The sequence below is a fragment of the Paraburkholderia polaris genome (assembly GCF_012927345.1).
GTDB classification, from domain to species: Bacteria; Pseudomonadota; Gammaproteobacteria; order Burkholderiales; family Burkholderiaceae; genus Paraburkholderia; species Paraburkholderia polaris.
Window position 1 is genome coordinate 13,748 of the sequence record NZ_JABBGJ010000020.1, and the last position, 13,549, is coordinate 27,296.

A 13,549-nucleotide genomic window follows, 5' to 3' on the forward strand; every position below is an offset into this window, starting at 1 on the left:
CAGCAAATGACCGATTCACCCTCATCTAAAACGGGCAGCGCGACGGGCAGCGCGTCGTTGCCCGAAAGCCCGTTCGTCGACCGGCTCGGCGCACAACTCGTGTCGGTTGCCGACGGCGTCAGCGAAGTCGTGCTGCCGTTGCAGCCCGATCACATGAATACTTGGGATGTCGCGCATGGCGGCGTGACCATGACGCTCGCCGACGTCGCGCTCGCGATGGCCGCGCGCAGTCTGGCCGGCGACGGCGTCGGCGTCGTCACCGTCGAGATGAAGGTCAACTTCATGCAGCCAGGCCGCGGCGAATTGCGCGCCACGGGCCGCGTACTGCACCGCTCGACCACCATGGCCTATTGCGAAGGCGAGATCCGCGACAGCGAAGGCCACTTCGTCGCCAAAGCACTCGGCACCTTCAAATACATGCGGCGTCTCGCCGTGGGCCGCGACGTGACGCAACAGCGCCTGCGCAGCGATCCTTCGGCGAAACCCGGTCCAAGCGACGGCTAATCACCGGATGGACAGCGCGCGTGTTGCGCGCCTCACGCGCTGGATCCTGTCGTTGCAGATACCGTTCGTTCGAATTATTCGCCGATCACATCGGTAACCCATGGAGACGATCGTCATGCCCCAGATCAACCGTCAACTCGTGCTGGCTTCGCGTCCGCAAGGCGCGGTTACGCCCGATAACTTCAAGCTCGTCGAAACGCCGCTTGCGCCGCTTGCCGACGGCGAATTCCGCGTGCGCAATCATTTCCTGTCGCTCGATCCGTACATGCGCGGCCGCATGAACGACAGCAAGTCGTATGCAGCGCCGCAGCCGCTGAACGAAGTGATGATCGGCGGCACGGTGGGCGAAGTGGTGGAGTCGAAGAATCCGAAATTCGCAGTCGGCGACAAGGTCGTCGCGATGTTCGGCTGGCAGGAGTACGGCACCTCGAACGGTGCGGGCGTGCAGAAAGTCGACGATACGCACGTGCCGCTGTCGGCCTATCTCGGCCCGGTCGGCATGCCCGGCGTAACGGCCTGGTACGGCCTGAACCGGATCATCGTGCCGAAAGCGGGCGAGACGGTGGTGGTCAGCGCGGCGAGCGGCGCCGTGGGCAGCGTGGTCGGGCAACTGGCGAAGCTGGCTGGCGCACGCGCGGTCGGCATCGCGGGCGGCGCGGAGAAGTGCCGCTACGTGGTCGAGACGCTCGGCTTCGATGCCTGCGTCGACTACAAGGCCGGCAATCTGTATCAGGACCTCAAAGCCGTAACGCCGGACGGCGTCGATGGCTACTTCGAGAACGTCGGCGGCGAAGTCCTCGACGTGACGCTCGCGCGCATGAACGCGTTCGGCCGCATCGCGTTGTGCGGATTTATCGCAGGCTACGACGGCCAGCCTCTGCCGCTCAAGCATCCGTCGCTGATGCTCACGCAGCGGTTGCTGGTGCAGGGCTTCATCGTCAGCGAGCATATGGACGTGTGGCCCGAAGCGCTCAAACAACTCGGCACGCTGGTCGCGCAGAAGAAGCTGCAATATCGCGAGACCATCGCGCAAGGGCTCGATGCGGCGCCCGAGGCGTTTATCGGTCTCCTGAAGGGCAAGAACTTCGGCAAGCAGCTCGTCAAGCTGATCTGAGCGCGGCGGCTGTTGAGCGGCCTGCGCGGTATATGTCGCTGGATATCTGCTGGTAGATCTCTGTCGATAGATCTAAGCCGGCAGATTCAGGCCGGCAGATTCAGGCCGGCAGATTCAGGCCGGCAGATTCAGGCCGGCGGATCCAGGCCGATATACCTAAGTCGATAGCCCCAAGCCGATAAACCCAGGAGAGAAAGGATGTTTGAATTCGAAGGCAAGGTGGCGGTGATCACCGGTGCCGCAAGCGGTTTCGGCCGGGCATTCGCGGAGAAGGGCGCGTCGCTCGGCATGAAGCTCGTGCTCGCCGACGTGAACCCGGAGGCGCTTCTTCAAACCGTCGATGCATTGCGCGCCGGCGGCGCCGAGGCAATCGGCGTACCGACAGACGTGTCCGACGCCGCCCAGGTCGAAGCGCTCGCACAAGCGGCGCTCGACGCTTTCGGCAAAGTGCATCTTCTGTTCAACAACGCGGGCGTGGGCTCGGGCGGCTTCCTCTGGGAAAGCTCGGCGAACGACTGGGCGTGGGTGTTCAACGTCAACGTGATGGGCGTCGCGCACGGTGTGCGCGCCTTCACGCCGATCATGCTGAGGCAGAACGAACCCGCGCATATCGTCAACACGGCGTCGGTGGCGGGCTTGCTGTCGCCGCCCGCGATGGGCATTTACAACGCCTCGAAACACGCCGTCGTGTCGCTCACGGAGACGCTCTATCACGACCTGCAACTCGCACAGGCGGCCAAACCGGCGCAAGCGGCGGCTGGCGGCGAGGTCGGCTGTTCGTTGTTATGTCCAGCCTTCGTGCCCACCGGCATCGCCGATGCGGAACGCGCGCGGCCCGCGGAACTGCGCAACGATAGTGGGCCGACCCGCTCGCAGATTGCCGCCGGCAAGCAACTGCAACGTGCGGTGCAATCGGGCAAGCTGACCGCGGCCGACGTCGCCGACATTACGTTCGAAGCGATCGCGGCGCGGCGTTTTTACATCGTCACGCATCCGGGCATCATGGCGACGGTGAAGCTGCGTCACGAGGATATCGAGCAGTTGCGCAACCCGACTGATCCGATGTCGCTGAAGCCCGAAGTGAAGAACGCGACCTAGGTGTTCGTGGTATCAGACAGACTGCGGACTTGCCGCCGCTTCTTCATGGCTGTTTCATGCCTGTTGCAGTTGGTATGTGAAGCTGGCCAGTGGATTTTTTCTGCTTGTTCTACGGTTTTGCTCCGCTTTTTTGACCCACTAACCTTCGGCGCCCACGCGCCAGCAGGCGCCCAATGCCGTTGAATCCGAAGATCGAGCAGGTGCTCGACATGATCGCGCGCGCGAAACGCCCGCAACTTCACGAACTGACCCCGCAACAGGCGCGCGCGTCCTACGAGAAAAGCGCACCGATTCTGGAGATCGCGAGCGCGCCCATGTTCGCGGTCGAAGACCTGCACGTGCCGACGCGCGACGGCGCGACGATTCGCGCGCGTCTTTATCAGCCGGTCGAGCCGAGCTGGGCCGAGCCTGCTCCGGCGCTGGTGTATTACCACGGCGGCGGCTTCACGGTCGGCAGTGTCGATACGCACGATGCGGTGTGCCGGATGTTCGCGCGCGATGGCCGTTGTACGGTGTTGTCGGTCGATTACCGGCTTGCGCCAGAGTACAAATTCCCCACTGCCGTTGACGACGCGTTCGATGCATTGACCTGGCTGCACGCGCACGCCGCGGAATTCGGCGTCGATGCAAAGCGGCTGGCTGTGGGCGGCGATAGCGCGGGCGGCACGTTGGCAACGGTGTGTGCGGTGCTGGCACGCGACGCGGGCATCAGGCTAGTGCTGCAATTGATGATCTATCCGGGCGCCACGGGCTATCAGCAAACCGATTCGCACTCGCGCCTCGCGGATGGCTTCCTGCTGTCGGGCGACACGATTCAATGGTTCTTCGAGCAATACGCGCGGGATAAGAGCGACCGCGACGACTGGCGTTTCGCGCCACTCGACGGCACGCGCGGCGCACCGGAATTCAGCGGCCTTGCACCGGCATGGATCGCGACCGCCGAATACGATCCTCTAAGCGACGAAGGCGATGCATACGCGGAGAAACTGCGCGCGGCGGGCAATCAGGTCATGCTGAAACGCTACCCGGGCATGATTCACGAGTTCTTCAAGTTGGGCGGCTTCGTACCCGATGTCGCAGAGGCGCATGCGGATGCCGCCTCTGCGCTGCGCGCGGCGTTCGGGGGCGAGTAATCTCCGCTCCGTGTAAAACGCGCAGCGCGATCGTGAAATGATCATCGGGCCGCAAAACAGCGAAAGGGTCGTCGAGACCGTCCGGCTGCAAACGGCCAGGCAGTCCTCAAACGCTCGTCAGGCAATCTCGCGTTCAACGTTGAACGCAAAGCTTCGCTCGAAGTCGCCAGGTCGCACGATCCTGTGCGAGCCGTTGTCGTCGCTGCGCTCGGCGGCCGCTACGCTGATGACCTCGCCATGCGCGACCACGCGCACCGCGGTCGTACCGCGCGTGCCGTACTCCGGCGTTTCGATAAACGCCGCCGACAAGGCCCGTTCCCGTTCGAGCGGAATGCCGGTGGACGGCAATTCGTCATCGCGCGCGAGGCGCGGATCGCGCATCAGATCGATCAGCCGTTCGAGCGGCGGCATCGCATCACGCGTGAGCATGGCCCCCAGTTCCGCGCGCTTTTTAACCAGCTTCGGCCAGGCGGTATCGAGCACCGCGTTCGAGATGCCATGTGTGCCGGGCGTGAGCAGGGTGGGCGCGGTGTTCGACCGGTTGCAATACCAGCCGAGCTCGCGGCGCGTCCAGTCGCCGACGAGCAGATTGAAGCCGTTGTAGATGTCGCCGGTTCGCGCGACGTGTTGCAGATAATCGAGCGGCGTTTCGTGCTGACCGTTATCCGAGCCACTTGCGGAGCCACTGAGCCAGTCGCTGACAAGCGTGCCGCGGGTCGGTGCATCGGCGCGCATTTCATGCGGCGCGCGGTAATTGGTCAGCGCGGCGAAGCGGCCATCGCGCGACATGCCGAGCCATGTGCCGCCGCCCACCAGATCGCGGCCGGCCAGCATGGTCGGCGCGTCATGCCACCAGCTGATCGGCTCGGCGGTGCGGCGGAAGAATTCGTCGCGATTCGCGGCGAGCGTGAAAAGCGGCGCGTCGACCGCATCGGGCCGCCAGTCGAAGACAATCAGGCACATCGGGTGGAGTCTCCCGGTGAGGGCGGTGGAGGAACAGATGCCATGAAAAAGCGGCGCTTGATTGCGCCGCTCGGGTGTGGGAGCTTAGACCTCAGTCGGCAACCCATACGGCAACGCCAGGAAGTTCAGCGCCGGACCGTCCGCCGCACCCAGATGCACCGTGCCGCCTTCGAGCGCCGCCAGCTTGATCTCCACCAGCAGATCGACGCCACCCTCCGGCGCCGACGCCGCATTCACCACCATCCCGCACGGCTGACCCGGATCGTCCGAGTGGAACAGTTCCGCGCCGGGCTTGACCGTCGCCAGCTCGCCAGCCACATTCGCGAGCGAGGTGCGCCGCTTGATCGTGCCGCGATACTGGCTGCGCGCCACGACTTCCTGACCCGGATAGCAGCCTTTGCGGAAATTGACTGCACCGAGCACGTCGAAGTTGACCATTTGCGGCACGAACTGCTCGACCACCGGTTGCGTGATGCGCGGTTCGCCTGCACGAATGTCGAGCCAATCCCATACCGCCGGCGACACGCGCTTGAGCTTTTCATCGAGCAAGGGCAGGTGCGCTTCGATCGTGGCCTTCGGACCGACCCACAGATAGCGCAGCCGGCCGAGCGCGTCCGGAACACGAATCAGCGAACCTGCCGTGCCGTCCACCTGCACATGCACGCCGTCGGGCAGCGCATCGAACACGCCGGAAAGCGCTTTGCGCACGTCGCCCGCGAGGCCCACCACCGCCAATTCGCCGCTCGCATCCACGAGCTTGGCCTTGGCGCGCAGAACGAACATGGACAGCCGCTTCTGCACGGCCGCCTGTAAGTCCTTCGACACCAGCAGGCGGATCGTTTCGCCCGTGCGCCACGTCAGCAACGATGCCAGCAGTCGGCCTTTGGCCGAGCAGTAGCCCGCGAGGCGCGCAGTGGCGGCGTCGAGATGCTGGGTGTCGTTGGTCAACTGGCCATGCAGGAAGCTCGCCGCGTCGTCGCCGGTCGCGTCGATCACGCCGAACTGCGTGAGCGGCATGTAGGCGCCTTGTCGGATGACGGCGTCGAATTCATCAGCGGCGGGGCGCGGCAGCGTAGGAAGTCCGACAGGCGCGGAGGCCTGCGCCGCGGCAGAAGTGCCCGGGGGCGCAACTGCGGGTGTCACTGAGGGCGTGCCTGAAGCGGTAGCGAGCGGTGTGTTCATGGATTCCGAGAACAGTCAATTCTGACTTTAGCTAAGGCAAACAAGTATTATATGAGGTCCAACCCAGCCACGTTACGCATGTCCCTTTTGAAGAAATGTTTCGTCGCCGGCTCAATCGTCGTTGTGCTGGCCGCAGCCGCAATCGCAGGCGGATATCACTGGGCCACTAGCCCACTCGATTTGACCCCCGCGCAACTCGATGTCACCGTCAAGCCGCACAGCAGCTTACGCAGCGTCACGCTGCAGCTCAACCGCGGCGGCGTGCCGGTCGAACCTGAACTGTTCGTTATCATGACTCGGCTGCTCGGGCTGCAAAGCGATCTGAAATCGGGCAACTACGAGTTCAAGACGGGCATCACGCCGTACGAAGTGCTGCAAAAAATCGCCCGCGGCGACGTCAACGAATATGTGGCGACCATCATCGAAGGGTGGACCTTCAAGCGCATGCGCGCCGAGCTGGACGCCAATCCGGCGCTCAAGCACGACACGATCGGCATGAGTGACGCCGATCTGATGAACGCGATCAACGCGCCGGAAGCGTCGATCGGCAATGGTGAGGGGCTGTTTTTCCCGGACACCTATCTGTTCGACAAGAACACCAGCGATCTGGACGTCTACCGTCGCGCTTACCGGCTGATGCGGCTGCGTCTGGACGAAGCGTGGACCGCGCGGGCGCCGAACCTGCCGTACAAGACCCCGTACGATGCGTTGACGATGGCATCGATTATCGAAAAGGAAACCGGTAAAACATCGGACCGGCCGATGGTGGCGGCCGTGTTCGCGAACCGTCTGCGCGTGGGCATGCCGCTGCAAACCGACCCGACCGTGATCTACGGCATGGGCGACAGCTACACCGGCCGCATCAGGAAGAAAGACCTGCAGACCGACACTCCCTACAATACCTACACCCGGATGGGGCTTCCGCCAACACCCATCTCGCTGCCCGGTGTCGCATCGCTGCAGGCGGCGATGAACCCGGCGCAATCCACCGCGCTGTACTTCGTGTCGCGCGGCGACGGCAGCAGTATCTTTTCTGACACCCTCGGCGATCACAACAAGGCCGTGGACAAATACATTCGAGGGCAATGATGGCGCGGGGCAAATTCATAACGTTTGAGGGCATCGACGGTGCCGGCAAGACCACCCACCTGGGCTGGTTTCGCGAACGCCTCGAAGAGAAAGTCGCGCGCACCGGCCGTTCGGTCGTGATGACGCGCGAGCCGGGCGGCACGCCGCTCGGCGAACAGATCCGCGAGATCGTGCTGCATCAGAAGATGGACCTCGAAACCGAGGCGTTGCTGATGTTCGCGCTGCGCCGCCAGCATCTGGCCGAAGTGATTGAGCCGGCGCTGGCGCGCGGCGACTGGGTGCTGTCCGACCGTTTCACGGACGCGACCTTTGCCTACCAGGGCGGCGGCCGCGGCCTGCCGCGCGACAAGCTGGAAACACTCGAACGCTGGGTGCAGGGCGGTTTTCAGCCGGACCTGACGGTGCTCTTCGACCTCGCGCCGGAAATCGCCAACGAACGGCGCAGCGCCGCACGTGATCCGGATCGGTTCGAAAGCGAGTCGGAGGCATTTTTCAACCGCACCCGTGCCGAATATCTGCGCCGCGCGGAAGAAGCGCCGTACCGGTTCGCTATCATTGACTCTTCGCAGAGCATCGCGCGCATTCAGAAACAGCTTGAAGAATTGATCACAGTTCTTTGATTTTAAAAGAATATAATCCTGAATTATAACGGTGGCGGAGTTCGCTTGGTGTCTCATCAAGCATCGTCAACCGATTGATTTAAAAGAGAAACGATGATTTATCCGTGGCAAGCCGATGACTGGAATCGCCTGCAGCAGTTGCGTGGGCACTGGCCGCACGCCTTGCTGCTGCATGGGCAGGCTGGGATCGGCAAGCTGCGCTTCGCGCAGCACCTCGCGCAGGGGCTCCTGTGCGAGGCCCAGCAGGCCAACGGCGAGCCCTGCGGCGCGTGCGTGGCGTGCAATTGGTTCACGCAGGGCAATCATCCGGACTATCGGATCGTCGTGCCTGAAGCGCTGGCCGCCGAAGCCGGTCTCGGTAACGCCGCGGAAGAAAAATCCGAGAAGGCCGATGGCGACGAAGGCAAGAAGACTCGCGCGCCCAGCAAAGAAATCAAGATCGAGCAGATTCGCGGCTTGCTCGATTTCGTCGGCGTCGGTTCGCACCGCGGCGGCGCGCGCGTGGTCGTGCTGTATCCCGCCGAGGGGCTCAACATCGCCGCGGCCAACGCGCTCCTGAAAACGCTTGAAGAACCGCCGGCGGGCGTGGTGTTTTTGATGGTGTCGGCACGCATCGACCGCTTGCTGCCCACCATCATCAGCCGCTGCCGCCAGTGGCCGATGACGGTGCCGGCGCCGGATGTCGCCACTAAGTGGCTCGCCGCACAAGGCGTCGCCGAAGCGCCCGCGCTGCTCGCCGAGGCCGGCGGTGCGCCACTCACGGCCCTGGCACTGGCGAGCGACGAGAACCGCACGCTGCGTGACTGGACCCTCAAGCAACTGGCCGCCGGTGCCGATTGCGACGCTTTTGCCTGCGGCGAGGCGCTGCAGAAGCTGCCGGTGCCGCTCGTGCTCGGCTGGCTGCAGCGCTGGATGTACGATTTGCTGGCGCAGCGCACAGCCGGCGTGCCGCGCTATTTTCCGCAGGCGTCGACGGCGTTGACGCGCTGTGCGTCGCAAGCAGACGCCAGCGCGTTCGCGCGCTTCATGCGCACCGTGACGCGCCAGCGCGCCGTCGAGAACCATCCGCTGAACGCGCGGTTGGTGTTCGAAGAACTGTTTATCGGCTACCGCGAGTTGTTCGCGTAAGTCTGTTGATGGCGGACGGCCCGGCTGGGGCGGTGGGCGCCTTATCGCGCTGCACCCACCCGCGCGCTTGTCCGCTGATTCGTCTTCCACCTCACGTTCAAAGCACCATGAGCCTTTCCTACCGCGATGCCACGCTCGACGATCTGCCCGCGATCGTCGCCATCTACAACTCGACCGTGCCGTCGCGGCAAGTCACCGCCGATCTCGAGCCGGTGAGCGTCGAAAGCCGTCTGACGTGGTTTCACGCGCACGGCCCGCAAAAGCGCCCACTGTGGGTGGTGGAAGATTCGCAGCAGCCCGGCCGCGTGATCGCATGGCTTAGTTTCTCTGACTTCTATGGCCGCCCGGCCTATCTGCGCACCGCCGAAGTCAGCATCTATCTGGACGAAAGCGCTCGCGGCAAGGGGCTCGGCAAGCAACTGCTGGCGGCTTCGCTCGAGGCGGCGCCGGCGCTCGGTATCGACACGGTGCTGGGTTTTATCTTTGGCCACAATGATGCGAGCCTGCGCCTATTCCGTGGGTTCGGTTTCGACACGTGGGGCTCGCTGCCGCGCGTCGCGGTGCTGGACGGCGTGGAGCGCGATCTGGTGATTCTCGGCAAGCGGCTCAACGCGGCCGGCGCCTGATTGACGGCCAGATTCACACCCGGCCCGAGTTAAAGCCATTTATCAGCAGGACTTCATCATGTTTGTCGATTCGCACTGCCATATCAACTTCGAAGGACTCGCCGACCGCCTGCCTCAGGTGCTCGAGAACATGCGCAGCCATTCGGTCACGCATGCGCTGTGTGTATCGGTCGACCTGGAGACGCTGCCATCGGTACTGGAGATCGCCAGCCGGCACGAGAATGTGTACGCGTCGGTCGGGGTGCACCCGGATCACGAGGACATGCGCGAGCCGAGTCTCGCCGAACTTGTTGAGCTGGCCGAGCATCCGAAAGTGGTCGCGATCGGCGAGACTGGCCTCGACTACTACCGCCTGGAAGGCCGCACGATCGCCGATATGGAGTGGCAGCGCGAGCGCTTTCGCACCCATATCCGTGCCGCGCACGCCACGAAGAAACCGTTGATCATCCACACGCGTTCGTCGGCGGAAGACACGCTGCGCATCATGGCCGAGGAGCGCGCGAGCGAGCCGGGCGGCGTGATGCATTGCTTCACCGAACCGTGGGCGGTTGCTGAGCAGGCGCTGGCGCAGAATTTTTACATTTCGCTGTCGGGCATCGTCACGTTCAAGAGCGCGACCGACGTGCAGGACGTCGCGCGCCGTGTGCCGCTCGAGCGTTTGCTGATCGAAACCGACTCGCCGTACCTCGCGCCCGTGCCGTATCGCGGCAAGCCTAATGAACCTGCGTACGTAAGTTATGTCGGACGCTTCATCGCGCAGCAACGCGACCTGCCGGATACGGCGCTGGCCGCTGCGACGACACAAAACTTCTTCCGGCTCTTCAAGATTCCCGCGCCAGCTGGCGTGTGATCGATAAAGCCGATAGATATCAAAAGGATAGGGACGTTTCCTAAAGCAAAACATGACAAATTATTCGAATTCGACCGTAGCGTTTCAAGAGACTTCAGCGGTGCAACCCGCCCTCAGTTCGGCACGCCGCAGTGTGTCGCGCTTCGCGCTGGCCGCCACGCTCGCCTGCGCTGCGCTGACTTCGCTGGTCGCTTCGCCGGTTCAGGCCGCGCCGATCGACTCGCTCATCAAGTCGGTTAAATTCGACGACGTCGACGGCGTCAACAAGCTGCTCGCCAAGGGCATGGACCCGAACAGCGTCGACAACCAGGGCATCCCGCTGCTGGTGATCGCCGCGCGCGAGAAGTCGGACAAGGTGGGCGCAGCGCTACTCGCCAATCCGAAGACCAACATCGAGATTGAGGACAAGGCCGGCGAGAACGCGATGATGATGGCCGCGCTGAACGGCGACCTCGATTTCGTCAACCAGTTGATCGCGAAAGACGCCGAAGTCAACAAGAAGGGCTGGGCGCCGCTGCACTACGCGGCCGCGAACGGCCACGACGATATCGTCAAAGTGCTGCTCGACCATTCGGCCTATGTCGACGCCGGCTCGCCGAACGGCACCACGCCGCTGATGATGGCTGCGCGTGGCGGTCATGTGTCGACGGTGAAGCTCCTGCTCGACAACGGCGCGGACCTCACGGTGAAGAACCAGATCGGCTTGACCGCGCTCGATTTCGCGAAGACGTACAAGGAGCCGGACGTGGTCGAAGGACTCACCGCGCGCCTGCAGCAGATGCAACAGAAGTGAGCTGTGCGACAAACCGGCACTCCGGCCACCGGAGTGCCGGCCACCGGAACGCCGGCCGCCGGAGCGCCGGCCGCCGAAGTACCGGGGCGCAAAATTGCCTGAAGATAGCGGCTGTCGGCATGCCTGCCGCTTCGTAAAACAGTGCAGAATGACGACTTGGCGCGCTACGAGGCGCGCCGGTTCGATGCGGCGCAAGACCGCCTGATAAACGACCCTGGAAAGGAACACCATGCTGCGGGCCTTGATTTTCGCCAGCGCGCTTGCCGTACCGCTATCGGCAGCCGCGTTTACGGGGGGCGACCTCAACAAGCTGTGCACGAAAACTGATGTGGCATCGCGTAGTGCGTGTGCCGCCTATATCGAAGGCGCCGCCGACGGTATCTTCAACACGATCGACGCGATTGGCGGCACCACCGGGCCGCGCGTCGGCCAGTATTACTGCCTGCCGCCGGACGCGCGCTCAGCGCAACTCACCGACGCAGTACGCAAGTACATCGCCGAGAATCCGATCGTCGCGGGCTATAACGCCAGTACGGCGATCTCGCTGGGGCTCGGCAAGGCATTTCCTTGCAAGAGCGGCAGTTGAGCGCGTAGTTGATTTGAATTTGATGTGAATCGCGGCTGACGTCTGCGCCGCGTGCCCGAATCGGGCACGTCGGGCATTTCAGCTCGCTTCAGCCTTGAGCGTGTTTCAGGCCGCGTTGAAATCCGCTTCGAGGCCGGCTCAAAGCCGGCTGCCCGCTTTCAGAAGCTGCAGCTTCAGGCACCTTTCCCCAGTCCGAGCGGACGAGCGCCTAAGATGTCTACAGGCGTGCCGCGGCGGATGCATCGAACCATGAGCGGCGCGCCGCTGCTTTAAGGTTCGTCAGCGCCAGTGTCGTCAGCGGGGCGTGACCTTCGAACTCATGCCCGCTCCATGGAGCACTTTGCCGCCGGTTCGGCCGGCGGCCCAGCCCGCATGGCGCCCGCCCCACGCAACGCCACCGCGTTTAGACCTTGCGATCCCGTTCACCTGCGAACCAAGAGGAACACGCCCTTCATGCCAACTCTCGACGACCTCAGCCGTATCGCCGAAGCCCCGCTGCATACGTGGCTCGGCGCGTTGATCGTCTCGGCCATCGCGATGGTGCTGGCCTTGGGCATCCATCGAGTCGGCGCACGCATCGTCAAGCGAATTGCGCGGCCGTATCCGCTCACCAGCGTCGTGCTGCGCTATATCGACAAGCCGTCGCTGTTCGTCCTCGTGATTCTGGCGCTGCAGGCGGTGTGGTGGGAGGCGCCCGATGCACTGACCTTCATCACGCCGCTGCGCGATGCCACCGCGATTGCGCTGATCGGTGCGCTCACGTGGCTGTCGGTGCGCTCGGCGGCGGCGATCGGCGAGGCGATCATCCAGGCGCATCCGCTCGATACCGCCGACAATCTGCAGGCGCGCCGCATCCATACGCAGGCGCGTGTGCTGGCGCGTTCGGTGATGCTGGTGATTGTGATCGTCGGGGTGGGCGGCGCGCTGATGACGTTCCCGAGCGTGCGGCAGATCGGCGCGAGCTTGCTGGCGTCAGCGGGCGTGGCGGGTCTGGTCGCCGGTATTGCCGCGCGGCCGGTGCTCGGTAATCTGATTGCCGGTCTGCAGATCGCGCTTTCGCAGCCGATCCGGCTCGACGATGTCGTCGTGATTCAGGGCGAGTGGGGGCGTATCGAGGAAATCACCGGCACCTACGTCTCGGTGCGCCTGTGGGACCAGCGGCGGCTCATCGTGCCGCTGCAATGGTTCATCGAAAACCCGTTCTCCAACTGGACGCGCAGCAGTTCGCAGATCATCGGCACGGTGTTTCTGTATGTCGACTACCGGATGCCGCTTGCGCCGTTGCGCGAAGAACTCGCGCGCATTGTCGAGGCTGCGCCTGAATGGGACCGCCGCGTGCAGGTGCTGCAGGTCACCGACGGCACCGAGCGCTCGATGCAGTTGCGCGCGCTCGTCAGTTCGCTCGATTCCGGTCTGAACTGGGACTTGCGCTGCCGGGTCCGCGAGGGGCTGCTCGACTTCATCCAGAAACACTATCCGCAGTATTTGCCACGGGCGCGCGCCGACGTGTCGGCGGAGCTCGAAAACGGCAAGGACGAACCGCTCGACTGGGTGCCACGCAGTACGCAGACGCCTGCCGGCAGCACCGCCGCGCATACCGAGGCTGATCCGGTAGCAAGCCGCGCCGGTCGTCCGCCGGCGGCCGATCCGTCGCAGAAGATGAAGGAAAAGGCCTAGCCGAGGCGTGCCGCATGCGGATGCGAAGGCGGATACGGCACGCGGATGCCATCGCGGTACGGCAGGTGTCCTGGGGTGAGCTGCCGCCGTTTGCACGCGCTGCGCCCGTTGTACATGGATCGCGACGCGCATCCACAAGCAGATGAGTGCAACTGATCGGGCGCCGAAACAGTCGAACCGTCCATC

Annotated in this window: 14 protein-coding genes; 12 read left to right on the plus strand and 2 right to left on the minus strand. The window is 63.9% G+C overall.

Annotation, left to right across the window (positions count from 1 at the left end):
* The first annotated feature begins 6 nt into the window (after window positions 1-6).
* The 4 genes from HHL24_RS19305 (at window position 7) to HHL24_RS19320 (ending at window position 3,849) form a co-directional block, all read left to right on the plus strand.
* Window positions 7-504, plus strand: a complete 498-nt coding sequence (locus tag HHL24_RS19305) for a PaaI family thioesterase (RefSeq protein WP_169487027.1) — start codon at window positions 7-9, stop codon at window positions 502-504.
* A gap of 115 nt (window positions 505-619) precedes the next feature.
* On the plus strand, window positions 620-1,618 hold the full coding sequence (locus HHL24_RS19310) for an NADP-dependent oxidoreductase (RefSeq protein ID WP_169487028.1): 999 nt from the start codon (window positions 620-622) through the stop codon (window positions 1,616-1,618).
* Between the two features lie 198 nt (window positions 1,619-1,816).
* A complete protein-coding gene (locus HHL24_RS19315) occupies window positions 1,817-2,716 on the plus strand; it encodes an SDR family oxidoreductase (RefSeq protein WP_169487029.1) in 900 nt (299 codons plus the stop codon).
* 173 nt (window positions 2,717-2,889) lie between these two features.
* A complete protein-coding gene (locus HHL24_RS19320; RefSeq protein ID WP_169487030.1) occupies window positions 2,890-3,849 on the plus strand; it encodes an alpha/beta hydrolase in 960 nt (319 codons plus the stop codon).
* 117 nt (window positions 3,850-3,966) lie between these two features.
* Here the strand turns inward: HHL24_RS19320 and HHL24_RS19325 are convergent, their stop codons facing one another.
* Window positions 3,967-4,812: an NRDE family protein gene (locus HHL24_RS19325; RefSeq protein ID WP_169487031.1), complete on the minus strand. Its 846-nt coding sequence runs from the start codon at window positions 4,810-4,812 to the stop codon at window positions 3,967-3,969.
* Window positions 4,813-4,896: 84 nt separating this feature from the next.
* Window positions 4,897-5,994, minus strand: a complete 1,098-nt coding sequence (gene ygfZ / locus HHL24_RS19330; protein WP_169487032.1) for a CAF17-like 4Fe-4S cluster assembly/insertion protein YgfZ — start codon at window positions 5,992-5,994, stop codon at window positions 4,897-4,899.
* A gap of 78 nt (window positions 5,995-6,072) precedes the next feature.
* Here ygfZ and mltG point away from each other — a divergent pair, with 78 nt between their 5' ends.
* The 8 genes from mltG to HHL24_RS19370 all read left to right on the plus strand — a co-directional run bounded on the left by mltG (window position 6,073) and on the right by HHL24_RS19370 (window position 13,363).
* Complete coding sequence (gene mltG, locus HHL24_RS19335) at window positions 6,073-7,083, plus strand: endolytic transglycosylase MltG (RefSeq protein WP_169487033.1); 1,011 nt, start codon at window positions 6,073-6,075, stop codon at window positions 7,081-7,083.
* On the plus strand, window positions 7,083-7,703 hold the full coding sequence (gene tmk / locus HHL24_RS19340) for a dTMP kinase (protein ID WP_169487139.1): 621 nt from the start codon (window positions 7,083-7,085) through the stop codon (window positions 7,701-7,703). Before mltG ends, tmk begins: the two co-directional genes overlap by 1 nt.
* Window positions 7,704-7,796: 93 nt before the next feature.
* Complete coding sequence (locus HHL24_RS19345) at window positions 7,797-8,831, plus strand: DNA polymerase III subunit delta' (RefSeq protein WP_169487034.1); 1,035 nt, start codon at window positions 7,797-7,799, stop codon at window positions 8,829-8,831.
* Window positions 8,832-8,938: 107 nt separating this feature from the next.
* Window positions 8,939-9,457: a GNAT family N-acetyltransferase gene (locus tag HHL24_RS19350; RefSeq protein WP_169487035.1), complete on the plus strand. Its 519-nt coding sequence runs from the start codon at window positions 8,939-8,941 to the stop codon at window positions 9,455-9,457.
* A gap of 58 nt (window positions 9,458-9,515) precedes the next feature.
* Window positions 9,516-10,307: a TatD family hydrolase gene (locus HHL24_RS19355; RefSeq protein ID WP_169487036.1), complete on the plus strand. Its 792-nt coding sequence runs from the start codon at window positions 9,516-9,518 to the stop codon at window positions 10,305-10,307.
* 52 nt (window positions 10,308-10,359) lie between these two features.
* Window positions 10,360-11,100 carry an ankyrin repeat domain-containing protein gene (locus tag HHL24_RS19360; protein WP_169487037.1) on the plus strand — a complete coding sequence of 247 codons (741 nt, stop codon included), beginning with the start codon at window positions 10,360-10,362 and terminating at the stop codon, window positions 11,098-11,100.
* Between the two features lie 229 nt (window positions 11,101-11,329).
* Window positions 11,330-11,686 (plus strand): Rap1a/Tai family immunity protein, encoded by a 357-nt coding sequence (locus tag HHL24_RS19365; RefSeq protein ID WP_054042704.1) that lies wholly within the window; start codon window positions 11,330-11,332, stop codon window positions 11,684-11,686.
* 453 nt (window positions 11,687-12,139) lie between these two features.
* On the plus strand, window positions 12,140-13,363 hold the full coding sequence (locus HHL24_RS19370) for a mechanosensitive ion channel family protein (RefSeq protein WP_169487038.1): 1,224 nt from the start codon (window positions 12,140-12,142) through the stop codon (window positions 13,361-13,363).
* Window positions 13,364-13,549: the final 186 nt, after the last annotated feature.

Excerpts from the sequence above, each read along its gene's own strand:
- HHL24_RS19320 (WP_169487030.1), top strand. The coding sequence starts at position 2,890 with ATGCCGTTGAATCCGAAGATCGAGCAGGTGCTCGACATGATCGCGCGC.
- HHL24_RS19305 (WP_169487027.1), top strand. The coding sequence starts at position 7 with ATGACCGATTCACCCTCATCTAAAACGGGCAGCGCGACGGGCAGCGCG.
- HHL24_RS19355 (WP_169487036.1), top strand. The coding sequence starts at position 9,516 with ATGTTTGTCGATTCGCACTGCCATATCAACTTCGAAGGACTCGCCGAC.
- HHL24_RS19360 (WP_169487037.1), top strand. The coding sequence starts at position 10,360 with ATGACAAATTATTCGAATTCGACCGTAGCGTTTCAAGAGACTTCAGCG.
- HHL24_RS19370 (WP_169487038.1), top strand. The coding sequence starts at position 12,140 with ATGCCAACTCTCGACGACCTCAGCCGTATCGCCGAAGCCCCGCTGCAT.
- HHL24_RS19325 (WP_169487031.1), bottom strand. The coding sequence starts at position 4,812 with ATGTGCCTGATTGTCTTCGACTGGCGGCCCGATGCGGTCGACGCGCCG.
- HHL24_RS19365 (WP_054042704.1), top strand. The coding sequence starts at position 11,330 with ATGCTGCGGGCCTTGATTTTCGCCAGCGCGCTTGCCGTACCGCTATCG.
- ygfZ (WP_169487032.1), bottom strand. The coding sequence starts at position 5,994 with ATGAACACACCGCTCGCTACCGCTTCAGGCACGCCCTCAGTGACACCC.
- HHL24_RS19350 (WP_169487035.1), top strand. The coding sequence starts at position 8,939 with ATGAGCCTTTCCTACCGCGATGCCACGCTCGACGATCTGCCCGCGATC.
- HHL24_RS19345 (WP_169487034.1), top strand. The coding sequence starts at position 7,797 with ATGATTTATCCGTGGCAAGCCGATGACTGGAATCGCCTGCAGCAGTTG.
- HHL24_RS19310 (WP_169487028.1), top strand. The coding sequence starts at position 620 with ATGCCCCAGATCAACCGTCAACTCGTGCTGGCTTCGCGTCCGCAAGGC.
- tmk (WP_169487139.1), top strand. The coding sequence starts at position 7,083 with ATGGCGCGGGGCAAATTCATAACGTTTGAGGGCATCGACGGTGCCGGC.
- HHL24_RS19315 (WP_169487029.1), top strand. The coding sequence starts at position 1,817 with ATGTTTGAATTCGAAGGCAAGGTGGCGGTGATCACCGGTGCCGCAAGC.
- mltG (WP_169487033.1), top strand. The coding sequence starts at position 6,073 with ATGTCCCTTTTGAAGAAATGTTTCGTCGCCGGCTCAATCGTCGTTGTG.